Origin of the sequence: Amycolatopsis sp. GA6-003 (assembly GCF_046267895.1) — a bacterium.
In the GTDB taxonomy this organism is placed as follows: Bacteria; Actinomycetota; Actinomycetes; order Mycobacteriales; family Pseudonocardiaceae; genus Amycolatopsis.
In genome coordinates this window covers 6,650,706-6,673,996 of the sequence record NZ_CP176499.1, presented here as the reverse complement: position 1 = coordinate 6,673,996, position 23,291 = coordinate 6,650,706, and the positions used below count along the sequence as shown (strand labels likewise).

The following is a 23,291-nucleotide window of genomic DNA, read 5'->3' as shown; positions in this document are numbered from 1 at the left end:
CCGCATAACACCGGCACAAGACAGACGAGGGCTGACCGGGGTACCGCACGACCCCGGCACAAGACAGACGAAGGCGACGGGGGCACCCTACGACCCCCCGGCACAAGACAACCGAAGGCCGACCAGGGCAGCGCACGCCCCCGGCACAAGACAGACGAAGGCCGACCGAGGCACCGCATAACACCGGCACAAGACAAACGAGGGCTAACCGGGCGCGGCACGACCCCGGAAGACGAAAAAGGCCGCCGAACCCCACACTGGGGATCGGCGGCCTTTTGTTGCAGTCAAAGAGATTCCGGCGCACAAGACGGGCCGGCTATCCAGCACAAGCGGAAACCTCGACACGCCCGCGGACAGCCCCCGCCTAAGCAGCCAAGCCCAAGCCCGCGGAACCACACGAAAACACCAAAATCCATAGGCAGCAACCAAAACCCGCCTCAGGACTCCGACGACTTAACCGCCTTCCGAAGCTCCTTCGGCAACGCGAACGCGATCTTCTCGTTCGCCGTGGTCACCTCGTCCACCTGCCCGTACCCGCGCTCGGCCAGCCACTTCAGCAGGTCCATCACCAGCACGTCCGGCACCGAAGCCCCCGACGTGACCCCGACCGTCGACACGCCTTCCAGCCACGCCTCGTCGACCTCCGAAGCGAAGTCGATCAGGTGCGAAGCCGACGCACCGGCCTTCAGCGCCACCTCCACGAGCCGCTTCGAGTTCGACGAGTTCTTCGAGCCGACCACCAGCACCAGGTCGCACTCCGGGGCCATCGCCTTGACCGCGACCTGGCGGTTGGTGGTGGCGTAACAGATGTCGTCGCTGGGCGGGTCGGCCAAGGTCGGGAAGCGGTCGCGCAGCTGGTCGACGCGTTCCATCGTCTCGTCCACCGACAGCGTGGTCTGCGAGAGCCAGATCACCTTCGACGGATCGCGCACGTCGACCTTGTCGACGTCCTCGGGCTTGTCGACGAGTTGCACCCGGTCCGGAGCCTCGCCCGCCGTGCCCTCGACCTCCTCGTGGCCTTCGTGGCCGATGAGGAGGATGTCGTAGTCGTCCTTGGCGAAGCGGTTGACCTCTTTGTGGACCTTGGTGACCAGCGGGCAGGTCGCGTCGATGGTGCGCAGGTTCCGCTCCGCGGCCTCGGCGTGCACCGCGGGCGAAACGCCGTGCGCGGAGAACACCACGAGCGCGCCCTCGGGCACCTCGGAGGTCTCGTCGACGAAAATCACGCCCCGTTCGCGCAGCGTCTCGACGACATGCCGGTTGTGCACGATTTCCTTGCGCACGTACACCGGCGGCCCGTACAGCTCGAGCGCCTTCTCGACGGCGACGACCGCGCGGTCAACGCCGGCGCAGTACCCGCGCGGCTTCGCGAGCAGCACGCGTTTGGCGGCGCCGGACCGGGAAATCGTCGGGGTACCGGCGGGTTCGGTTCCGGGACTCGCAGAAGTCATGCCTCCAGGGTACGGGCAGCGCCGACGCGGGGTTGAAGTCCTCGTTCGGATGACGGCGGCGGCCATTCAGGCTGTGCCGGGCGTCACGTCCGGTGCCTCTGGCCACCCGTTCGGTTGGGCAGAACAGCGCTGATGCGGCACGCTGGACCCATGAAGCCACTCCCGCTCCCCCTCCGGGTCGCCGCGGGCCTCGCCGTCACCACCGCCGAGCGGGTTCGTGAGCTCCCGAAGCAGCTCACCGGCCTGCCGGTCACCGTCGTGAGCCAGGTGCTGCAGCTGTCCATGCGCGTCCAGCAGCAGGTCACCGAGCTGGCCATCAAGGGCGACGACGCGCTGTCGATGCTGCGTCCGGTCGAGGACACGCCCAGCTGGGCCACGTTCGACGAGGACGCCGAGCCCGAATTCACTCCGGCCCGGCCCACGCTCGTGCCGGTCAGCGATCCGCCCGACCTGCCCGAGCCGCGCGCCAACGGCCACCGCGCGCAGCCGCCGGAGACCATCGACGACCCGTGGGTCGAGGAGACCCGCGCGCTCGCCGAGGAGCACTCCGAGGGCGAGAACGACAGCTCCGGCCCGGCTGGGCTGGGCAATTACGACGAGCTGACCCTGCCGCAGCTGCGCGCCCGGCTGCGCCGGCTGACCGTGCCTCAGCTGGAAGAACTGCTGGAGTACGAGAAGTCCCACGCCGACCGCGCGTCGTTCGTCGGCATGCTGGCGCGGCGGATCGGCAACGCGCGCAAGGCCGAGGAACAGCCGGGCGACCCCGCGGAAGGCCAGTGAGCAACGACCCCGCGACCAGCGCGGAGAACCCGTGGCCGGTCCGCACTGTCGCGCGCAAAATCGGCGACTGGGTGCACCGGCTCGGCGACGTCTGGGTCGAAGGCCAGGTCACGCAGATGAACGCGCGGCCAGGCACGCAGACCGCGTTCCTGACCCTGCGCGACCCGTCCGCGGACGTCTCGATGTCCGTCACCTGCCCGATGTGGCTGGTGCGCGAACTGCCGACGCCGCTGCGCGAAGGCGACCGGGTGGTCATCCACGCCAAACCGTCGTTCTTCTTCGGCCGCGGCACGCTCAGTCTGCGCGCGGACCAGATCCGCGCGGTCGGCATCGGCGAACTGCTCGCGCGGATCGAACGGCTGCGCAAGCTGCTCGCCGCCGAAGGCATGTTCGCGCGCGAGCGGAAACGGCCGATTCCCTTTCTGCCCAAGGGAATCGGGCTGATCACCGGCCGCGCGTCGGCGGCTGAGCGGGACGTGCTGGCGAACGCGCAGGCGCGCTGGCCACACGTGTTGTTCAAGGTGCTGAACACCGCGGTGCAGGGTTCGCAAGCAGTGCCGCAAATCCTCCGCGCGCTGTCCATTTTGGACAAAGATCCGGACGTCGACGTGATCGTCATCGCCCGCGGCGGCGGCAGCGTCGAGGACCTGCTGCCGTTCTCCGACGAAGCGCTGTGCCGGGCGGTCGCGGCCGCGGGCACGCCGATCGTCAGCGCCATCGGGCACGAGCCGGACACCCCGTTGCTCGACCACGTCGCCGACCTGCGCTGCTCCACGCCGACCGACGCGAGCAAGCGCATCGTGCCGGACGTCCGCGAGGAAACCGCGCGCGTGCGGCAAATGCGGGACCGCGGCCGGCGCGCGCTGCACGGCTGGGTCGACCGGGAGACGCGGCTGCTGACCCAGCTGCGCAGCCGTCCGTCGCTGGCCGATCCGCTGGGTCCGATCGAGCGGAGGCTCAGCGACGTCGAGATGCACCGGGAACGCGGCAGGCGCGCGATGCTCGGCCTGCTCGCCAAGGACCAGGCGGAAGTCGCGAACGCGCGGGGCAGGCTGGCCGCGCTCGGCCCGGCGGCCACGATGGAGCGCGGCTACGCCGTCGTCCAGTTCACCGATTCCGCGGGCAACCTCCACGTGCTCCGCTCCGTCTCCCAGATCGAGGACGGAGCGCAGCTGCGCGTACGGGTCGCCGACGGGGCGGTCCACGCGTTGGCCGAGTCCGTCGAGCCGACGACACCCGTACCGGAAGGAGACCGGCCGTGATGCACCGGGCCCCGGCGTTCCTCCCGCTCACGGTGGACGCCGCCGCCCGGCTCAACGCCGGTGTCCTGCTGCGGCAGGCCCTGGTCACCGACCGCGCGGCCGACGAATGCTGGACCGCGCTGCTCGCCGGCTGCGGCACCGCGGCCCGGCGCGGGCTGGCCCCGCAGCTCAGGCGCCTGTCCGAGGCGACGTCGGAACACGTCGGCGTCCGGTGGTGGTTCGCCGAAGGGACCGGTCACCGGCGCCGGGTGGCGAGCGCGCAGGAGAACCTCGAGGACGCCCTCGCGGACGGTGACGGGCAGGAGTTCGCGCTGGCTTTCGTCGGATACGACCACGCGATGGCCAGCGCGGTGGTCGCTTGCCCGCGGCGAGCCCGATCGAGCCTCCCCGGCGGCAGCGCCGAACGCGGTACCCTGCGCCGACAGCCCCGTGCACCACAAGGTCGGAGAACGTGAGCGAAGCAGACACCGCCGGACTCGGTTACGAGCAGGCCCGCGATCAGCTCGTCGAGGTCGTCAAGGAACTCGAGGCCGGCGGGCTTTCCCTGGAGCAGTCGCTGGAGCTCTGGGAGAAGGGCGAGCGGCTCGCCAAGGTGTGCGAGCGGCATCTGGAAGGCGCGCGCGAGCGGATCGAAGCCGCGCTGGCCTCGGTCGAGACCGACGACGACACAGAGTGACGTGCACCATGCGTGGCTGAATCGGTCAGGTGGTCTAGAGATCTGACAGACTGGGCACCCGCTGACGAACCGTGTTCCGGGAGGCCACCATGACCACCGCCAGTGACCGCAGCCGACGCGAAGCGCCTGATCGCAACCTCGCCATGGAACTGGTGCGGGTGACCGAGGCAGCCGCGATGGCGGCCGGCCGCTGGGTCGGCCGAGGCGACAAGATCGGCGGCGACGGGGCTGCCGTCGACGCGATGCGCCAGCTCGTCTCCACCGTTTCGATGCGCGGCGTCGTCGTCATCGGCGAGGGCGAGAAGGACGAAGCGCCGATGCTGTTCAACGGCGAAGAGGTCGGCAACGGCGACGGCCCGGACTGCGACGTCGCGGTCGACCCGGTCGACGGCACCACGCTGATGGCGAAGGGCATGCCGAACGCGCTGGCCGTGCTCGCCGTCGCCGAGCGCGGCGCGATGTTCGACCCGTCCGCGGTGTTCTACATGGAGAAGCTGGCCGTCGGCCCGGACGCGGCGGGCAAGGTGGACATCTCCGCCCCGGTCGCGGAGAACATCCGGCGCGTGGCGAAGGCGAAGAACTCCAGCGTCAGCGACGTGACGGTGTGCATCCTCGACCGGCCGCGCCACGATCAGCTGGTCAAAGAGGTCCGCGAGGCGGGCGCCCGGATCCGGTTCATCTCCGACGGCGACGTCGCGGGCGCGATCGCCGCGGCCCGGCCGACCACCGGCGTCGACATGCTGCTCGGCATCGGCGGCACGCCCGAAGGCATCATCGCCGCGTGCGCGATGAAGTGCCTCGGCGGCGAACTGCAGGGCCGGCTGTGGCCGAAGGACGACGCGGAGCGCGAGAAGGCGCTCGCCGCGGGCCACGACCTGGACCGGATCCTGCTGAACGACGACCTGGTCACCGGCGACAACGTGTTCTTCTGCGCGACCGGCGTCACCGACGGCGACCTGCTGCGCGGCGTCCACTATCGGGCGGGCGGCGCGACGACGCAGTCGATCGTCATGCGGTCCAAGTCCGGGACGGTCAGAATGATCGACGGCTACCACCGGCTCGAGAAGCTGCGGGCGTACTCGTCCGTGAACTTCGACGGCAACCTCGACCTCGACGAGGACGAGCACGTGGTGCCTCCGCTTCCCTGACCTGCCAAGGAGTTTCCCGGTGTCGAAACGGCTGTTCGCGCTGGTGCTGACTGTCCTCATTGGAGTCGTGCTCAGCGCGGGCAGCGCGTTGGCCGGGCCGTCCATCGTCGGCGGGACCGACGCGGACCAGCCGTACCCGTTCGCGGTGTCCCTGCACACCTCGGGCGGCGCGCTGTTCTGCGGCGGTTCGCTGCTCACCCCGACCTGGGTGGTCACCGCGGCGCACTGCCTGTCCGCGAAGGACCCGGCGACGATCGGCTTGCGCGTCGGCAGCGCCAACGCGGACGAAGGCGGGGAAACGCCGAAAGCAGCGGAATTCGTGCTGCACCCGCATTTCAACGCCGAAACGCAAACCGGCGACGTCGGCTTGATCCGGTTGACCGCGCCGGTGAAGGCCGCGCCGATCGCGATCGGCGGTTCGGCGTCGCCGGGCACGGCGGTCCGGGTGATCGGCTGGGGACAAACGTGCGCGACACCGAATTGCGGCCCGGTCACGAAGACGCTGCGCCAACTCGACACACACCTGGTGCCGGGCGCGAAATGCACGGCGGCTTTCGACGGAACCTCCGAACTGTGCACGGACAACCCCGGCGGATCCGGTTCGTGCTACGGCGATTCCGGCGGCCCGGAACTGATCCGCGACGGCGACCGGTGGGTGCTGGCCGGGATGGTCAGCCGCCCCGGCAACGGGTCGCCGACCTGCGGATCGGCTCCGTCGATCGCGACGTCGGCGGTGGCGTATCAGCCGTGGCTGGCGGAGAAAACCGGCTGATTCACTCGACGTTGCTCGAATGTCCCGGGAACAAATGCGCCTCCGGATTCAACGCCACCGCGATGTTGTTCACCGCCGTAGCCGCCTCCCCGAATCCGGTCGCGATCAGCTTCACCTTTCCCGGATACGCCGCCACATCCCCGGCCGCGTAAACTCTCGGCCGAGCCGTCGCCATTGTCGAATCCACCGAAATCGCCCGGTGGTCGATTTCCAGGCCCCAGCTTTCGATCGGCCCCAAATCCGCGGTAAATCCCAAAGCCGCGACCACCGCGTCCGCGCGCAGCTGCTCGCCCGGGCCGCCCTTCACCGTCACGTCGACCGCCCTCAGCGAGCCGTCCGGGGCTTCGACGAACCGGGCCACTTCGGCGTCCGTCACCAGCCGCACGCCCAGCTCCCGCACCTGCCGCACGATCGATTCCGCGGCCCGGAACTTCGCGCGCCGGTGCACGAGCGTCACGCTCGCCGCGACCGGATGCAGCGCCAGGCACCAGTCGAACGCCGAGTCCCCGCCGCCGACCACGACGACGTGCTGGCCCGCGTGCGCCGCGAGCGACGGGACGAAATGGACCATCCCGCGGCCGAGCCAGCCGTCCCCGGCGGGCAGCGGACGCGGCGTGAACTCGCCGATGCCCGCGGTGATCAGGACCGCGCCCGCGCGCAGCACGTCGCCGCCGTCGAGGGTCAGTTCGAGACCGCCGTCGATGCTCTCCAGCTTCTCCGCCTTGCGGCCGAGCAGGTAGTCCGGCTTCCACGGCGCGGCCTGGTCCACCAGTCCCTGCACGAGATCCCGGCCGCGGACCGCGGGAAACCCGCCGACGTCGTAGATCATCTTCTCCGGATACATCGCGGTGACCTGGCCGCCCGGTTCGGGCAGCGAATCGACGACGGCCATCGACAGGCCGCGGAATCCCGCGTAGTAGGCGGCGAAGAGGCCGGTGGGACCGGCTCCGATGACGACGAGGTCGTAATCCATGAGGCTCGCTCCATGCCAGTGGTGGGCGGCGGTGATCGAGAACACAGCCGAGCTTAGCCGCCGGGGTGGGCGACAACACCCGGCCGGTTGCGCGAATCGGGGCCAGAATCGAAGGCATGGCTGAACAGGAATACCGGATCGAACACGACACGATGGGTGAGGTCCGCGTCCCGGTCGACGCGCTCTACCGCGCGCAGACGCAGCGTGCCGTCGAGAACTTCCCCATCTCCGGCCGCGGTCTCGAGCGCGCCCAGATCCGCGCGCTGGGCCTGTTGAAGGCCGCCGCCGCCCGCGTGAACGCGCGTCTCGGCGTCCTGGACGCCGACGTCGCCGACGCGATCGCGAAGGCCGCCGACGAGGTCGCCGAGGGCAAGCACGACGAGCACTTCCCGATCGACGTCTTCCAGACCGGCTCGGGCACCTCGTCCAACATGAACGCGAACGAGGTCATCGCGACGCTGGCCACCCGCGCACTCGGCCGCGACGTGCACCCGAACGACCACGTCAACGCGTCGCAGTCGTCCAACGACACGTTCCCGACGACGATCCACGTCGCCGCCACCGAGGCCGTCCTGACCGACGTCATCCCGGCGCTGGAGCATCTCGCGGGCGCGATCGAGGCACGCGCCGAGGAGTGGCAGGACGTCGTCAAGTCCGGCCGTACGCACCTGATGGACGCCGTGCCGATCACGCTCGGCCAGGAGGCGGGCGCGTGGGCCGCGCAGATCCGGTTCGGCATCGAGCGGCTGCAGTCCGGCCTCCCGCGGCTGGGCGAGCTGCCGATCGGCGGCACCGCGGTCGGCTCCGGGCTGAACGCGCCCGACGGTTTCGGCGCGGCGGTATCGGCGGAATTGGCGCAGCTCACCGGGTTGCCGCTCACCGAGGCACGCAACCACTTCGAGGCGCAGGCGACGCAGGACAGCGTGGTCGAGACCTCGGGACACCTCCGCACGGTCGCGGTGTCGCTGAACAAGATCGCGAACGACCTGCGCTGGCTGGGCTCCGGCCCGCGCACCGGGCTGGCCGAGCTGGCGTTGCCGGACCTCCAGCCGGGTTCGTCGATCATGCCGGGCAAGGTCAACCCGGTCATCCCGGAGGCGACGCTGCAGGTCGTCGCGCAGGTCGTCGGCAACGACGCGGCGGTCGCGTTCGCCGGTGCGGCGGGCAACTTCCAGCTCAACGTGAACCTGCCGGTCATCGCGCGCAACGTGCTCGAATCGGCGCGGCTGCTCGCGGCGGTCTCGCGGCTGTTGGCGGACAAGGTGTTCGCCGGGGTGACCTCGAACGCCGAGCGCGCGCGGCAGTACGCCGAGGGGTCGCCGTCGATCGTCACGCCGCTCAACAAGTACATCGGCTACGAGGAAGCGGCCGCGGTGGCGAAGCAGGCGCTCAAGGAACTCAAGACGATTCGCGAGGTCGTGCTGGAGCGCGGGTACGTCCGCGACGGCAAGCTCACCGAAGCGCAGCTGGACGAGGCGCTTGACGTGCTCCGGATGGCGCGCGGCGGCAAGTAGCGTTCAGCAAGTCGTAGCGGCTCGTTCGGGCAGTTCCGGACGGGCCGCTTCGCGTTTCCACAGTCCACATGCGACTCCCGCGGCGACCAGGGTGACGCCCGCGAGATCTTTCAGCTCGAACCGTTGTGCGCCGATCAGCACCGCGACCGTCAGCCCGGACACCGGCATCAGCCCGATCAGCACGCCCGCCCGGTCCGCGCCTAAACCGACGACGCAGCTGTACCAGAGCACGAAAGCCACCGCGGTCACCACGACGGCCAGCAACAGCAACGCGACGAGTTCACGCGCGTTCGGCCACTGCCAGGCACCCGCCGGATCGACCACCGTCCCGACCACGGAACCGCTTGCCGCAGCGGTGAAACAGCCCCACGTCGAGGTCGCCAACGGTCCGAGCCGGCGCAGCAATCCCACCGCGAGCAGGGTGAACGACGCCTCGCACAACATCGCCAGCGCAGCCAGCAACAACCCGGGGGCGGAAGCGGATCCGCCGCCGGAGAGCACCACGATGCCGAGCCCGGCCAGCACCGCTCCGACGACCGGAGCGGCGGACGGACGGCGACCGTCGAGCAGCGGTGCGAGCAGCGCGAGCACGAGCGGGCTGGCACCGAGAAACGCCGCTACCGCACTGGGTTCCGCGTAGCGTTGAGCCAGCAGCAGGCAGGCCTGGAACCCGATCATCCCGGTCGCGGCGAGGCCCAGCAGGGTCGGCAGATCGCCGAGCTTCGGCCGGGGCAACGGACTGTGCGTGACCTTCGCCCAGCCCAGCAGCAGAAGGCCGCCCAGCGCGTACCGCAACGCCTGCCCGGTGATCACCGGATACCCGTCCAGTATGCCGGTGACCGGCACCGATCCGCCGACCAGCACCGCGCCGGCCACCCCTGAAAGCACCATCGACCGTTTCACGCCGCTCAGTCTTCTGCGGTCAGTGGTCTATTCAGAAGGACCACTCAACCCTGGCCTAACTGGACCACTTCACCGTACTGTCGGGGCCGTGGAAACCATCCGGGAGCTGCTGCTGCCCGCCGCCGGCGGAGGACGCCGGGGGCGGGCCGTCGAGGCCGCGTTGCGCGACGCGATCCGCACCGGACGGCTGGCCGCCGGCACCAGGCTGCCGTCGAGCCGCGATCTCGCGCGCCAGCTCGGGGTCGCGCGCGGCACCGTCACCGCGCTGTACGAGCAGCTCACCGCCGAGGGTTACCTGCTGAGCAAGCACGGCTCGGGCACTCGCGTCGCGCCGATCGACGATCCCGCGCCGAATCCCCGGGTCAGCGCGGCGAAAGCGCCGTCTTGGGAGTTCGACCTGCGTCCCGGGCTGCCCGCGTTGTCCGCGTTTCCCCGGGCCGAATGGCTTGCCGCCGAACGAGAAGCTCTGAACGCGACGCCCGATCTCGGCCTCGGCTACCCCGACCCGACCGGGCATCCGGCGTTGCGCGCGGAACTGGCCGCTTACCTCGGTCGAGTCCGGGCGCTGCCGACGAATCCGGACGACATCGTAATCACCAGCGGTGCCGCGGAAGCGTTGTCGTTGCTGGCCGATGCGTTGCCGGACCAGCGCATCGCCGTCGAAGACCCGAGCCATCACGGCCAAGCGAATCTGCTGCGCGACCATGGCCTGGCTCCGGTCGGGATTCCGGTCGATGACAAGGGAATCAACGTTGCCGAGCTGTCCACTTCGGACTGTTCAATCGTATTGGTGACCGCCGCGCACCAGTTCCCGCTCGGTGTCGCGCTGCATCCGGAACGCCGTCGGCAATTGCTGGCGTGGGCGGCGGAAACCGGCGGGCTCATTCTGGAGGACGACTACGACGCCGAGCATCGCTACGACCGCCCCGCGCTGGGCGCGATGCGCGCGCTCGCACCGGATCACGTCGCGTACATCGGCAGCGTCAGCAAGGTGCTCGCACCAGCGTTGCGGATCGGCTGGCTCATTCCGCCGCGCCGCCTGCGCGACGCCGTGGCACGGGTCAAGGAAATGCACGACCTCGGCTGCTCGCCGCTCCCGCAAGCCGCGCTCGCGCACCTGATCGCCACCGGCGGTTACGACCGGCATCTGCGCCGCACCCGACGGCTGTACCGCGCTCGCCGGGACGCGCTTATCGAAGCTCTGGCTCAGCGCTTGCCGCAGTGGCAGCCAGTCGGGATCGCCGCCGGACTGCACCTGGTCGTCCGGCTCCCCGACGGCACCGATGATGTTCGGCTGCAGGAAAAACTCGCCGCGGCAAGCGTGCACGCCCCGGCCCTGTCGACTTATTCCCATAGCTCAGCCGGATATCCGGGTCTCGTGCTCGGGTACGCCGCGCTCCCGCCGGACCGGCTCCGCGCCGCCGTCGAGCGGATCGCGTCGGCCAGTTGAACCGCTGGTGAACACCTGATGCACCGGGGAGGGGTCCCTGGTGCGACGCTTACTGTGGACATTCCCGGGAGCGGCTAGGGGGAGGCGCGGCGTGAGCTTCGGAGATGTCCTGCGAGCGCTCGCCGAAGTGCTCACGTCCGGCCGCGGCATCGTGCCGATCGCGGTCGTCGCGGGCGCGACGATCCTCGCCCCGATCGTCGACCGTTACGTCATCCGCCGCAGGCGCGTCATCTACCGGGAGCTGTACAACTCCAAGATCGGGCTCAACCCGATCCCGCTCGGCGACTCAGGCACCGGTGCGGTGCAAGCGGATCCGCAGCTCGAACGCACCGTGCGGCTGCTGGAACCGCTCAGCGTGGTCGTGATCCGCATCCGCAACACCGGCAGCTTCGACATCGGCCCGGACGACTGGGAACATCCGCTGCAGTTCACCTTCGGACGGCGGGTGGTGTGGGACGCGCGGGTGTCGGACGCCAAGGACGGGCTGCGGGAAGTAGTCCGGAACGGGCTTGAATTCTTCACTCATGATCAGCCTACCCCAGAAGACGGGACCGCGCGACTGTCCGGCGTGCGAGCGTTGCTGCCGCAGCGGCTTACCGCTCTGCTGCGGCAATCCGACGCGCCGGCCGCCCCGGCGCCGCAATGGCACGGCGTGCGCCTGGAACAGCTTTCGCTGAAGCGGCGGGAAAAGTTCAAGCTCGTGGTCGTGCTGCGCAAACCGGACGAATGGCGAGGCGGGCCGTTGTCCAAGGAACTGCACGTCACCGGGCGGCTCAGCGGCGGACGGATCAAGGACGAACGCAAACAGCGCTGGCTGTCGTGGCCGATGGTCACCGGGGCGATCGGGGTGCTGCTGACCGGGTCTTTGCTCAGCATGCTCCTCGTCGCCGCGTCCCGGGGTGCCGAACCCGGGTGCGGCACCGGAACCCTTGCGGTGCACGGATCCAGTGCCTTCGCGCGGATCATGAACAGCATCGCGACGGAGTACCACCAGCAGTGTCCCGGCGCGACGATCACGACGCAGGCAGTCGGAAGCGTGTCCGCGGTGCGGGAGCTGGGACCGTTGCCAGCGGACCAAAAGGACAGCTTGGCTGTGCTGTCCGACGGAAAGGCTTCCGACGCTGGGCCGGAACTGGTCACGCAACCGGTCGCGGTGCTGGTGTACAGCCTGGTAGTGAACAAATCCGTCGGCGTCGACCAGTTGAGCGGCGAGCAGGTGCGCGGCATCTTCAGCGGGAAGTACACCAACTGGGCGCAACTGCGCGATGGTCCGTCGGTCCCGATCCGGGTGGTCGGGCGCGGGCAGGAATCGGGCACGCGCAAGACTTTCGAGGAGAAAGTGCTGGGCGCGGCCGAACCGGGACTGTCCTCGGACGACTGCCGGACGCCGATCCGCGCGCCGCGCGCGGCTGTCGTGCGCTGCGAACGCGGCACGACCGACGAACTCTTGCGCGCCGTCGGCGAGACGCCTGGCGCGATCGGCTACGCGGACGTTCCGGCGGCCAAAACCGCCGCGGCGGGCGGCCGGGTGGCCATGGCGAAGCTCGACGACCGCTACCCCGACGTGACCAGCATCGACGCGGGCTATCGATTCTGGACGGTCGAGTACCTCTACACCAAGGGCGTGCCGGAGAACGATTCGCTGCTGAAGCTGTTCCTCGACTATCTGCGCAGCAGTACGGCCCGGGCGGAATTGCAGGACGCAGGGTACACGCCGTGTGTGACAAAACAGGGGCTGCTGGACCAGTACTGCACTCGTCCGGATGCCTGACCAGCTCTTTTTCACCCGGTTGAGGCTGGGGCGGGAGTTTTTGTCGGTGGCGGGGGCGATGATGGCCGGGTGTTGTTCACCGACCTCGTCACCGCCTCCGCCGAACTGGCGGCCACGCGGTCACGGAAAACGAAAATCGCCGTGCTGGCCAGTGTGCTGCGCGCGGCCGAACCCGGCGAACTGCCCGCGGTGATCGCGTATCTCACCGGGCAGACCGCGCAGGACCGGCTCGGAGCCGGCTGGCGCACGCTCGCCGACCTCGCCGTCGAACCCGCGGCCGCGCCTGCCGTCTCCGTGGCGGAGGTCGACGTCGCGCTCACCGAGGTCGCGGCCGCGGCGGGCGCGGGTTCGGTGAAGCGCCGGGCCGAGGTGCTCACCGCGTTGTTCTCCCGGCTGACCCGGGCCGAGCAGGAATTCGTGTTCCGGCTCGTCACCGGGGAGCTGCGGCAGGGCGCGCTGGAAGGCGTGATGGTCGACGCGATCGCGGCGGCGGCCGAGGTGGAGGCCGACCAGGTGCGGCGCGCGTTCATGCTGTCCGGGCGGTTGCCGGTCACCGGGCAAGCGGCGCTGACCGGGGGCGCGGCGGCGCTCGCGGAATTCGGGCTGGAGCTGGGCCGACCGGTGCGGCCGATGCTCGCGTCCCCGGCGGAATCGCTGGAGGAAGCGGTGACCGAGCACGGGAACGCGATCGTCGAGTACAAAATGGACGGTGCGCGGATCCAGGTGCACCGGCGAGGTTCGGAAGTGCACGTGTACACGCGCACGCTGCGGGAAATCACCGGCAGCGTAGCCGAATTGGTCGAGCTGGTGCGGTCGCTGCCGTGCGAATCGGTGGTGCTGGACGGCGAAACCCTCGCGCTCACCGACGACGGGCGGCCGCGGCCGTTCCAGGAAACGATGAGCCGGTTCGGCAGCACGCGGGACGAACAGGTGCGGGCGTTGCTGCTGCGGCCGTACTTCTTCGACTGCCTGCATCTGGACGGGGTCGATCTGCTCGACGCGCCCTTGTCCGAACGCAACGAGGCGCTGCGCCGGGTCGCGGGCGAGCACGTGATCCCCGGCTCGGTCCGTCCGGAATCCCCGGCGGCGGTGCTCGAGGCGGCGATGGACGCCGGGCACGAGGGCGTGATGGTGAAGGACCTCGATTCGATCTACGCGGCCGGGCGGCGCGGACGCGCGTGGCTGAAGGTGAAACCGGTGCACACCATCGATCTCGTCGTGCTGGCGGCCGAATGGGGGCACGGGCGGCGCACCGGAAAGCTGTCGAACCTGCACCTCGGCGCGCGCGATCCGGACGGCGGGCCGCCGATCATGGTGGGCAAGACGTTCAAGGGCCTCACCGACGAACTGCTGGCCTGGCAGACCGAGCGGTTCCAGGAGATCGAGACGCACCGCGACCGGTGGACCGTCCACGTGCGGCCGGAGATGGTGGTCGAGATCGAACTGGACGGGGCGCAGGTCAGCACGCGGTATCCGGGCGGGCTGGCGCTGCGGTTCGCGCGGGTGGTGCGGTATCGGCCGGACAAAGACCCGGGCGAGGCGGACACCATCGACACCGTGCGGGGGTTGCTGCGCGGCAGCCGTCCGGCGGTGGAACCCGGTCCGGCGGAGCCGACCGCGGCCGAGGGCCAATCCGCTGCCCACCCCGGTCCCGCGGGGCGGACTGCTCCCGAAGCTCAGCCCGGTTCCGAGGAGGCGTCCGGATGAGGTTCGCCGCGCCCGGCGTCCGGATGAGTGGGCACATTACGGACATCGGGCAGTTTTCCCCGCTGTACTCCGGAAAACGCCCGACTAAAGTTGATGTCGCACCCGTGGCCGCGTACCCGAGAGTGGGAGCACTGGCCTGCGTCGATGGGAGAAAAGCATGACGTTCCGGGTGAAATCAGCCGTCCGGGGATTCGGGCGGCCGATGACCCTGCTGGCGGGCGTGGCGCTCGCCGCCACCGTGGTGGCGGCACCGGCCAGTGCCGCGCCAGCACCGCCACAGCCGCCGCGGCACCACTTCTCGGCTGCCGCGCAGTCGTTCGTCGGCGCGACCACTGTGCAGGAGCGGGTGGCGCGGCTCAACGCGGCGATGGCCAAGCTGCCGAAGGAAAGCAGCGCGTACAACGCCACGAAGCTGTGGAACCAGGGCATCACCGGAGCCGGGTCCACCGTGGCCACGCTGGTGTCGTTCGGCGACGACAAGGTCAAGCAGGTGCTGGACGAGTACTCGCGTCAGCACGGCTTGCCGCCGGCGAACGTCGAGGTGCTGCAACCGTCCGGCGCGGTGCCCGCGTGCACCGATCCCGGGGTGGACACCGCCACCTGCCAGTCGTGGGGCGGGGAAACCGACCTCGACGTCACGATGATGCACGCGATGGCTCCCGGGGCGAAGATCATCGTCGCGGCCACCCCGGTCGCCGAGACGCAGGGCTTCGCCGGGTTGCCGGAAATGATGCACGCGGTCGACTACCTGACCGAGCACCGGATCGCCGACGTGATCTCGATGAGCTTCGGCACCACCGAGGAGAACTTCCCGTCGTTCGAGTCGATCAAGACCCTCGACCCGGCGCTGGAGCGGGCGAGCAAGGCGGGTGTCACGCTGGTCGCGTCGTCCGGCGACGACGGGCCGACCGGGTCGTACCTGCAGGGGCCCGGCAAGTATCCGTACCGCGTGGCGAGCTGGCCGGCCAGCGACCCGAACGTCACCGCGCTCGGCGGCACCCAGCTCCACCTCGACGCGAACGGCGTCCGCACCCAGCCGGACGACCTCGTCAACGCGGCGGACAACGGGTTCAGCGAAGGGGCGGGCCTGTCGAAGGCGTACGCGAGGCCGTCCTGGCAGAACCGCGTCAAGACGGTCACCGGCAGCACGATGCGGGCGTACCCGGACATCAGCATGGAAGGCGTCCAGGGCACCTCGCAGTCGGCACCGCTGTTCGCCGGGGTGCTTGCGCTGGCGGTGCAGGCCAACCATGGCCGGCTCGGGCAGATCAACCCAGCGCTGTACTCGAAGCTGGGCCCGAAGGGCACCGCGGCCGGGATCGTCGACGTCACCAAGGGCGACAACAGCCAGTGGGGCGTCGAAGGCTTCAAGGCCGGTCCGGGCTACGACATCGCGAGCGGCTGGGGAACGATCGACGCGTCGGTCTTCGTGCCGGCACTGGTGAAGGCGGTGCGGTGATGCGGTAGTCCCCTGCCCGCGGGCGGGCCTCCGGGCAAGTTCACCCGGCCCGGCTCGATCGAGCACGGTCGTGTCGGGCCGGGCGGGTGCCGCCGGAGCCGTACTGTCAGCGGCATGTCTTCGAAAGCGTTGGCCCGGCTGTGGTTCGGGGTGACTGCGGTCGTCGTGCTGGCCGCGCTCGTGATCCAGATCGTCGCGCTGGTGCCGCCGCAGGGACGGTACGTCAGCTTCGGTGGACGGTTGGCGAACCTGTTCACGTACTTCACGATCCTCTCGAACGTCCTCGTCCTGGTCACCAGCACGGCTTTCGCTCGCGGACGCGGCACCTCGCCGCTGCTGCGCGTGCTGTGGCTGGACGCGCTGGTCGGGATCGTGGTCACCGGCGTCGTCTACCAGGTCGCGCTCGCCGGGCTGTACGAACTGCACGGGCTCAGCCTCGCCGCGGACATCCTGCTGCACCGCGTCACGCCGGTGCTGTGCGTGCTCGGCTGGTTGTTCTTCGCGCCGCGCGTGCTGGAATGGCGCACGGTCTGGTGGTCGCTCGGCTATCCCTTGGTATGGCTGGCTTTCACGCTCGTCCGTGGCGCGATCGACGGCTATTACCCGTATCCGTTCGTCAACGCCGACAATCTCGGCTACGGACAGGTCGCGCTGAACTGCCTGCTCATCGGCGCCTTCTTCATCGTGCTCGCCAGCGGTGCGCGGGTCGCCGACCGGCGGCTCACGCGCGCACCCGCCGAAAAGCGTTCAGCGGATCGCTGAGCCCGGCCTGGGCGAACGTCCGCCACGCGCCGCGCTTCAGGTCCACCGGTTTGCCCGCGGCGACACGGTGCATCTGCTGCGTGTGCCATTGGATCTCGAGCAGGCTGTCGGCGAGCCGGATTCCCGTGCGCGGGCACCGTCGTTCGGCTCGGACGTCCTCGCCCGCGAGCAGCCGTCCGGGCAGCGCGGGGTCCACAGTGAACGGACGGCCGATCCCGATCACGTCCAGCGCACCGGATTCCAGCGCCTCCGCCATCCCGGCCGCCGTGGCGAACCCGCCGGTGACCATCAGCGCGACGTCGCTGATCTGCCGGGCTTTCGCCGCGTAGTCCAGGAAATACGCCTCCCGGCGCTGCGTGCTCGCCCGGCCGGAGCCCATCATCACGGCCCGCTCGTACGTGCCGCCGGAGATCTCCAGCAGATCGATCCCCGCCTCGCCCAGCGCGTGAACCACCCGCAGCGACTCGTCCTCGTCGAAGCCGCCGCGCTGGAAGTCGGCGCTGTTGAGCTTCACCGAAACCGGCACGCGATCCCCCACCGCGGCCCGGACCGCGCGCACCACCTCGAGCAGGAACCGGCTGCGGTCGCGCCCCCACTCGTCGTCGCGGCGGTTCACCAACGGCGAGAGGAACTGCGAGATCAGGTACCCGTGCGCGCCGTGGATCTGGATCCCGGCGAACCCGGCGGCGACGAACGTCCGCGCCGACAACGCGAACCTCTCCACCACCGCTTCGATCTCGTCCCCGGTCAACGCCCGCGGCGCCGCGAACGCCGTCCGCACCCCTCGATCGCCGAACGGCACCGCCGACGGCGCGACCGGCTGCCGGGACAAATACCGAGGGCTCTGCCGACCGGGATGGTTGAGCTGAACCCACAACTGCGCGTCCGTCCCGTCCACGGACCGCGCCCACGACCGGTACGCCGCCGGATCGGGAACGGCGGGGACCGCGACGTTGCGCGGTTCGCCGAGCGCCGTGGGATCGACCATCACGTTGCCGGTCACCAGCAGCCCAGCACCCCCGCGCGCCCAGGTCCGGTACAGCTGCGCGAGTTCGGCGGACGGCGCGTTGCGACGGTCGCCGAGCTGCTCGCTGAGCGCCGACTTCGCGAGCCGATGCGGCAGCACGGCCCCGCAGGCGAGTTTGAGCGGTTCGGCGAGCAGATCCCGGGGGTCGGTCATGAGCGGTCCCGTCGTCGCGGATAACTTACCGCGAGTAAGAATACTCGAAAGTAAGTACCGGCGGTATGCCTCGCGGACCATTAGGGTCTGCGGCATGACGGCCATAGTGCAGAACCTGGTCACGTCGGGCGTGTTCGAGCTCGACGGCGGCAGCTGGGAAGTGGACAACAACGTCTGGATAGTCGGCGACGGCTCCGAGGTGATCGTGATCGACGCCGCGCACGACGCGGACGCCATCGCCGACGTGGTCGGAGACCGCACGGTCCGCGCGATCGTCTGCACCCACGCGCACAACGACCACGTCAACGCCGCCCCGGCGCTGGCCGACCGCACCGGCGCGCCGATCCTGCTGCACCCGGCCGACCGCGTCGTCTGGGACCTGACCCACCCGGACCGCGCCCCGGACGGCGACCTGGCCGACGGACAGGTCCTCACCGTCGCCGGCACCGACCTCACCGTCCTGCACACGCCCGGCCACGCCCCCGGCGCGATCTGCCTGCACAGCCCCGACCTGGAAGTCCTCTTCACCGGAGACACCCTGTTCCACGGCGGCCCCGGCGCGACCGGCCGGTCGTACTCGGACTACCCGACCATCGTGAAGTCCATCCGCGACCGCCTCTTCCCCCTCCCCGACGCGACGATCGTCCGCACCGGCCACGGCGAAGCGACGACCATCGGCAAGGAAAAGGCCCGCTCGGCCGAATGGCCCGCCGCCTGACCGCCCCTCGCCGGGCGGGTCGACGGGGCTGTCGTCCCCGCCCGGCGATTTCCGCGGCTGCATAGGCCGCAAACGCTTGCGCTTCGCTAGAACAGCAGCCCCGGAATCAGTGCGCACCGGACCGCGCGGCTCGTTCACGGCAGTTCGGCACTCGCCAGCCCGCATCGCCGAGTCGTCTCGCTGAGCCGCGCCACCGAATTCGCCCGACTCGCCCCCGATCGTGGCTCCACCGCCGAGCGCGCTCCAAACCCGTGTTTGGCTCGTCCCGGATCATGGCCCCACCGCCGAGCGCGCTCCAAACCGCCACAACGACCCCATCGCCGCCGACAAGCCCCAGCCGATCCAGAACATCCAGCCGCATCTACCGGGCCAGCCGAGGAACCTCCGGCGCCACCCGAACCCGCTTCCGGGCCTCTCCCGCAAGCGCTTGCGCCCACTGCTGCAACCCGGCCACGTCCACCCCGTGCGGCGGGTCCTCCCGGAATGGCGCGATGTTCTCCGCCCCGCGCTCCAGCAGCGCGACCGCCCCGTTCCCGTTCCCCCGCAACGCGTGCGTCAGCCCCACCGCCAGCTGGGCCAGACCACGCCACAGCTCTCGCTCCGGCCCGTCCGTCGCCTTCCACGCGTCCTCGAAGACCTCGTGGGCGTGGAACGGGCGGCCCGCGTCCAGCAGGTCCTGCGCCTCCGCCAGCGTCTCCGCCGGGGTTCGCTGCACGCCTTCGGGCTGGCGCGGCACGCCGTCGGAGCCATACGGCAGCGGGCGGCCCAGACCGTCCCGCGGGCGGGCGTTGCGGGCCCTTCCCTGGTCGTCGCGATCGCGGCTGTCCACCTGGCCATTGTTCCACGGGCCACGCCGGGTTAGCGTCTCGCGCGCAAGCCACGTAGCCTGGTGACTCGTGCGCTTTCTGGATGGGCACGTGCCCGCTCACGACCTGACCTACGACGACGTGTTCCTGCTGCCGAACCGTTCGGACGTGGAATCCCGCTTCGGCGTCGACTTGTCCACTGTGGACGGCACTGGCGCGACGATCCCCTTGGTGGTGGCCAACATGACGGCCGTCGCCGGACGGCGGATGGCTGAGACCGTCGCTCGCCGCGGTGGGCTCGTCGTGCTTCCGCAGGACGTCGACACGGCCGCGGTCGCCGAAATCGTCTCCTGGGTGAAGTCCCGGCACGCCGTCTGGGACACCCCGCTGGTCCTCACCGGCGGCGACGCGGTGGCCGACGCCCTCAACCTCGTGCACAAACGAGCACACGGCGCGGTCGTCATCGTCGACGGCGACGGCAAGCCGGTCGGCGTCGTGGACGAGGCCGCCTGCGCCGGCGTGGACCGCTTCGCGCGACTGGCCGACGTCGCCGAGCCCGCCGTCGTCGCCGTGCCGCTGGACACGCCGCCGCGCGAGGTCTTCGAACTCCTGCACAGCCACGGCGGACGCCTCGCCCTGGGCCTCGACGCCGAGGGGCGCCTCGCCGGCGTCCTCACCGCGGTGGGCGCGCTGCGCTCGGAGATCTACACCCCGGCCGCGGACGCCAACGGGAAGCTGCGCGTCGCCGCCGCGATCGGCGTGAACGGCGACGTCGCGGCGAAGGCCGAAGCGGTGCTCGCCGCGGGCGTCGACACGCTCGTCGTCGACACCGCGCACGGGCACCAGGAGAAGATGATCGCCGCGCTCAAGGCGGTGCGGTCGGTGTCGCCGAAGGTGCCGGTCGTGGCTGGCAACGTGGTCACCGCCGAAGGCACCCGCGACCTCATTCACGCGGGCGCGGACGTGATCAAGGTCGGCGTCGGCCCCGGCGCGATGTGCACGACGCGGATGATGACCGGCGTCGGCCGCCCGCAGTTCTCGGCGGTCGCGGAATGCGCCGCCGCGGCCCGGGAACTGGGCAAACACGTGTGGGCGGACGGCGGCGTCCGGCACCCGAGGGACGTCGCGCTGGCACTGGCCGCCGGCGCGTCGGCGGCGATGGTCGGCTCGTGGTTCGCCGGTACTCACGAATCCCCCGGCGACCTGCGGTACGACGAGCAGGGCCGGCCGTACAAGGAGTCGTTCGGGATGGCGTCGAAGCGCGCCGTCGGAGCCCGCACGCGCACGGACAACGTCTTCGACCGCGCGCGCAAGGCGCTGTTCGAGGAGGGCATCTCCACGTCGCGAATGGCGCTGGACCCGGCGCGGCCGGGCGTCGAGGACCTGATCGACTCGATCTGCTCGGGAGTCCGCTCGTCCTGCACGTACGCGGGCGCGCGCACGCTTGAGGAGTTCCACGAGCGTGCGGTGCTGGGCGTGCAGTCCGCGGCGGGGTTTGCGGAGGGGCGCCCGTTGCCTTCTGGCTGGTGAGGCCTCGTGAGTGGCAATCACGGTTCTAACCGTGATTGCCACTCACGACCGGTCAGCCGTGGTCCTCGAGCATCTCCGTCACCAGCGCCGCGATCGGCGAGCGCTCCGAGCGGGTCAGGGTCACGTGCGCGAACAGCGGGTGCCCCTTCAGCTTCTCGATCACCGCCGAGACGCCGTCATGCCGCCCGACCCGCAGGTTGTCCCGCTGGGCCACGTCGTGCGTCAGCACCACCCGCGACGCCGAGCCGAGCCGTGACAGCACGGTCAGCAGCACGTTGCGTTCCAGCGACTGCGCCTCGTCCACGATCACGAACGTGTCGTGCAGGGAACGGCCCCGGATGTGCGTCAGCGGCAGCACCTCCAGCATGCCGCGGTCGAACACCTCGTCCAGCACGTCCTGGCTGACCAGCGCGCCGAGCGTGTCGAACACCGCCTGCGCCCACGGCTGCATCTTCTCGCTCTCGGACCCGGGCAGATACCCGAGATCCTGGCCGCCGACCGCGTAGACCGGGCGGAACACCACGACCTTGCGGTGCTGCTGGCGTTCCATCACCGCCTCCAGGCCCGCGCACAGCGCCAGCGCCGATTTGCCGGTGCCCGCTCGCCCGCCGAGCGAGACGATGCCGACGTCGGAGTCCAGCAGCAGGTCGAGCGCCACGCGCTGCTCAGCCGAGCGGCCGTGCAGGCCGAACGCCTCGCGGTCGCCGCGCACCAGCCGCACCCGCTTGTCCGCCGTGACCCGGCCGAGCGCGCTGGAGCTGCCCGCGAGCAGCCGCAACCCGGTGTGGCACGGCAGTTCGCCCACCTCGCCGAGCCCGAATTCCGCCGGATCCGCCGAACCGCCCGAGAAGAGCGTGTCGATCAGCTCCTGGGGCGCGTCCACGTCCGCCATGCCCGTCCAGCCCGACGGCGTGACCTCCTGTGCCCGGTACTCGTCCGCGGTGAGCCCGACCGCGCCCGCTTTGACCCGCAGCGGGATGTCCTTCGTCACCAGGACGACCTGCGGCCGCTCGGTCGCGAGGTTGAGCGCGCACGCGAGGATGCGGTGGTCGTTCGAGTCGGTGCGGAAGCCCACCGGGAGGACGGACGGATCGGTGTGGTTCAGCTCCACCTGCAGGGTGCCGCCCGCCTCGCCGATCGGGACCGGGGCGTCGAGCCTGCCGTGCTTGAGCCGGAGGTCGTCCAGCAGCCGGAGGGATTCCCTGGCGAACCAGCCCAGTTCGGGGTGGTGGCGCTTGGCCTCCAGTTCGCTGATGACCACCAGAGGGAGGACCACCGCGTGTTCGGCGAACCGGGTGACCGACCACGGGTCGGAGAGCAGCACCGACGTGTCGAGCACATAAGTGATGCGTGGGGATTCGGGCGAGATCGAGGCTTTCTCCGGGGCCGAAGCACCGGTCGAAGAACGGCCAGAGGCCTTGCGGGGTGAACGCTGCGCAGTCACGACGGCATCTCCCTCGAGGGCGTGTGCACCCCACGCCCGCACTCGCTGGGCCGGGCACCTCCCTGGCTGGGTCCGCACTCCCTGACGCTGGCTGCGTCAGGCGGCACGGCCACGAGGGCCGGGTGCCGGCCCCCTCGTGCATCTCGCAGGCGGCTGAGCCGCCCCCTCGATCAACGCCACGACCAGGGCCTCCCGCGAGGACCCGCACGGAACGCGAGCCCTCTATCCCGGAAGGTACCTACGTCCGCCCGGTCGTGCAGGCAGCCACACAGGTGATTCGCCGATTCGTCATCCCACCGTCGGTCGCCCGAAACAGAGTGTCCACAGTGCTCACTCAGCGTCACTGGGCCCGTCGATCAGGGGGTCGCACGGATGGATGATCATGGAAAATTAATCACCGAGTGCAGGCAATCCCCAGGTAAAGGGCCTTGTACCACGCGGCAGACCGGAATGCATTTCGCGTCCTGGACACTGAACCGGACCGAGTGAACTGGGCCTTCCAGCTCTCACACAATGGGCGTACGCACCATTCGCCAGCGGCCATTCGGGGGTAATTTCCTTACTGCGGGACACACCACCGGATCACTCCGGTGCCCGAATCCCAGTATCTCTACCTAGGAGTGTGCGAAGTGCTGAAGAAGGCTGGAATTGTCGCCGGTGCGGCCGCGGGCCTGATGATGATCGGCGGGACGGCGTTCGCCTCCCCGGCCGCGACGCAGGGCGCTCCGGACCCGACGTTCGGCGACGCTTACGCCACCTTCATCGAGGGCGGCGGCGCGCTGGGCTACGGCGCCGCTTCGCTGGTCGCGGGCGCCTACACCGGCATCGCGCTGACCCCGGCGCTGGTGGCCCACTCGATGGAGCACCACCACGGCTGAGCCGTCTCGCGCGAAGGCCCCGGAGCCCGGCTCCGGGGCCTTCGCGGCGTCCGCGGCCAGGGGTTGACCGGCCCGGCCGGGTGGGTGTCCGCCGGGCCGGTCCGCCG

21 protein-coding genes are annotated in these 23,291 nt (G+C 70.3%); 15 read left to right on the top strand and 6 right to left on the bottom strand.

Features of this window, described 5'->3' with window-relative positions:
- Positions 1 to 437: 437 nt before the first annotated feature.
- Entirely contained in the window at positions 438 to 1,451 is a 1,014-nt protein-coding gene (locus tag F9C12_RS30290; protein ID WP_409185167.1) for a 4-hydroxy-3-methylbut-2-enyl diphosphate reductase, read from the bottom strand.
- Positions 1,452 to 1,601: 150 nt separating this feature from the next.
- Here F9C12_RS30290 and F9C12_RS30285 point away from each other — a divergent pair, with 150 nt between their 5' ends.
- From F9C12_RS30285 to F9C12_RS30260, 6 genes are all read left to right on the top strand, one after another.
- Positions 1,602 to 2,231, top strand: coding sequence for a lipid droplet-associated protein (locus tag F9C12_RS30285; protein ID WP_409462631.1), 630 nt, complete (start codon positions 1,602 to 1,604; stop codon positions 2,229 to 2,231).
- Entirely contained in the window at positions 2,228 to 3,493 is a 1,266-nt protein-coding gene (gene xseA / locus F9C12_RS30280) for an exodeoxyribonuclease VII large subunit (protein ID WP_409462630.1), read from the top strand. The genes F9C12_RS30285 and xseA overlap by 4 nt, the downstream gene beginning before the upstream one ends.
- Positions 3,493 to 3,948, top strand: a complete 456-nt coding sequence (locus tag F9C12_RS30275) for a hypothetical protein (protein WP_409467101.1) — start codon at positions 3,493 to 3,495, stop codon at positions 3,946 to 3,948. Before xseA ends, F9C12_RS30275 begins: the two co-directional genes overlap by 1 nt.
- Positions 3,945 to 4,169, top strand: coding sequence for an exodeoxyribonuclease VII small subunit (locus F9C12_RS30270; protein WP_037367840.1), 225 nt, complete (start codon positions 3,945 to 3,947; stop codon positions 4,167 to 4,169). Before F9C12_RS30275 ends, F9C12_RS30270 begins: the two co-directional genes overlap by 4 nt.
- Before the next feature lie 89 nt (positions 4,170 to 4,258).
- On the top strand, positions 4,259 to 5,317 hold the full coding sequence (glpX, locus tag F9C12_RS30265; RefSeq protein WP_409185164.1) for a class II fructose-bisphosphatase: 1,059 nt from the start codon (positions 4,259 to 4,261) through the stop codon (positions 5,315 to 5,317).
- A 19-nt stretch (positions 5,318 to 5,336) separates the two neighbouring features.
- Positions 5,337 to 6,089 carry a S1 family peptidase gene (locus tag F9C12_RS30260; RefSeq protein WP_409462629.1) on the top strand — a complete coding sequence of 251 codons (753 nt, stop codon included), beginning with the start codon at positions 5,337 to 5,339 and terminating at the stop codon, positions 6,087 to 6,089.
- A gap of 1 nt (position 6,090) precedes the next feature.
- On the opposite strand, the gene F9C12_RS30255 is transcribed toward F9C12_RS30260, so the two are convergent.
- A complete protein-coding gene (locus tag F9C12_RS30255) occupies positions 6,091 to 7,062 on the bottom strand; it encodes an NAD(P)/FAD-dependent oxidoreductase (protein WP_409462628.1) in 972 nt (323 codons plus the stop codon).
- A gap of 116 nt (positions 7,063 to 7,178) precedes the next feature.
- Here F9C12_RS30255 and F9C12_RS30250 point away from each other — a divergent pair, with 116 nt between their 5' ends.
- Positions 7,179 to 8,576: a class II fumarate hydratase gene (locus F9C12_RS30250; protein ID WP_409462627.1), complete on the top strand. Its 1,398-nt coding sequence runs from the start codon at positions 7,179 to 7,181 to the stop codon at positions 8,574 to 8,576.
- 3 nt (positions 8,577 to 8,579) lie between these two features.
- Here the strand turns inward: F9C12_RS30250 and F9C12_RS30245 are convergent, their stop codons facing one another.
- The gene (locus F9C12_RS30245) at positions 8,580 to 9,479 is read right to left on the bottom strand and encodes a DMT family transporter (RefSeq protein ID WP_409462626.1); all 900 of its coding nucleotides are present in this window, start codon (positions 9,477 to 9,479) and stop codon (positions 8,580 to 8,582) included.
- Positions 9,480 to 9,567: 88 nt separating this feature from the next.
- Here F9C12_RS30245 and F9C12_RS30240 point away from each other — a divergent pair, with 88 nt between their 5' ends.
- From F9C12_RS30240 to F9C12_RS30220, 5 genes are all read left to right on the top strand, one after another.
- On the top strand, positions 9,568 to 10,929 hold the full coding sequence (locus tag F9C12_RS30240) for a PLP-dependent aminotransferase family protein (RefSeq protein WP_409462625.1): 1,362 nt from the start codon (positions 9,568 to 9,570) through the stop codon (positions 10,927 to 10,929).
- Positions 10,930 to 11,020: 91 nt separating this feature from the next.
- Positions 11,021 to 12,700: a PstS family phosphate ABC transporter substrate-binding protein gene (locus F9C12_RS30235; protein WP_409462624.1), complete on the top strand. Its 1,680-nt coding sequence runs from the start codon at positions 11,021 to 11,023 to the stop codon at positions 12,698 to 12,700.
- A gap of 69 nt (positions 12,701 to 12,769) precedes the next feature.
- On the top strand, positions 12,770 to 14,407 hold the full coding sequence (locus F9C12_RS30230) for an ATP-dependent DNA ligase (protein WP_409462623.1): 1,638 nt from the start codon (positions 12,770 to 12,772) through the stop codon (positions 14,405 to 14,407).
- 157 nt (positions 14,408 to 14,564) lie between these two features.
- Complete coding sequence (locus tag F9C12_RS30225; RefSeq protein WP_409462622.1) at positions 14,565 to 15,866, top strand: S8 family serine peptidase; 1,302 nt, start codon at positions 14,565 to 14,567, stop codon at positions 15,864 to 15,866.
- A gap of 114 nt (positions 15,867 to 15,980) precedes the next feature.
- Positions 15,981 to 16,628, top strand: a complete 648-nt coding sequence (locus F9C12_RS30220; RefSeq protein ID WP_409462621.1) for a Pr6Pr family membrane protein — start codon at positions 15,981 to 15,983, stop codon at positions 16,626 to 16,628.
- On the opposite strand, the gene F9C12_RS30215 is transcribed toward F9C12_RS30220, so the two are convergent.
- Entirely contained in the window at positions 16,588 to 17,808 is a 1,221-nt protein-coding gene (locus F9C12_RS30215; protein ID WP_409462620.1) for an NADH:flavin oxidoreductase/NADH oxidase family protein, read from the bottom strand. The two genes, F9C12_RS30220 and F9C12_RS30215, sit on opposite strands and share 41 nt — an antisense overlap.
- Before the next feature lie 94 nt (positions 17,809 to 17,902).
- Between F9C12_RS30215 and F9C12_RS30210 the strand changes: the two genes are divergently transcribed.
- Positions 17,903 to 18,526, top strand: a complete 624-nt coding sequence (locus tag F9C12_RS30210) for an MBL fold metallo-hydrolase (protein WP_409462619.1) — start codon at positions 17,903 to 17,905, stop codon at positions 18,524 to 18,526.
- Positions 18,527 to 18,887: 361 nt separating this feature from the next.
- Here the strand turns inward: F9C12_RS30210 and F9C12_RS30205 are convergent, their stop codons facing one another.
- The gene (locus F9C12_RS30205) at positions 18,888 to 19,355 is read right to left on the bottom strand and encodes a DUF309 domain-containing protein (RefSeq protein ID WP_409185152.1); all 468 of its coding nucleotides are present in this window, start codon (positions 19,353 to 19,355) and stop codon (positions 18,888 to 18,890) included.
- Positions 19,356 to 19,422: 67 nt separating this feature from the next.
- Here F9C12_RS30205 and F9C12_RS30200 point away from each other — a divergent pair, with 67 nt between their 5' ends.
- Entirely contained in the window at positions 19,423 to 20,862 is a 1,440-nt protein-coding gene (locus F9C12_RS30200; RefSeq protein ID WP_409185151.1) for a GuaB1 family IMP dehydrogenase-related protein, read from the top strand.
- Positions 20,863 to 20,914: 52 nt separating this feature from the next.
- Here the strand turns inward: F9C12_RS30200 and F9C12_RS30195 are convergent, their stop codons facing one another.
- Positions 20,915 to 22,201: a PhoH family protein gene (locus F9C12_RS30195; protein WP_409186893.1), complete on the bottom strand. Its 1,287-nt coding sequence runs from the start codon at positions 22,199 to 22,201 to the stop codon at positions 20,915 to 20,917.
- Positions 22,202 to 22,935: 734 nt separating this feature from the next.
- On the opposite strand from F9C12_RS30195, the gene F9C12_RS30190 reads away from it, so the two are divergent.
- The gene (locus F9C12_RS30190) at positions 22,936 to 23,184 is read left to right on the top strand and encodes a hypothetical protein (RefSeq protein WP_037367894.1); all 249 of its coding nucleotides are present in this window, start codon (positions 22,936 to 22,938) and stop codon (positions 23,182 to 23,184) included.
- Positions 23,185 to 23,291 lie beyond the last annotated feature (107 nt).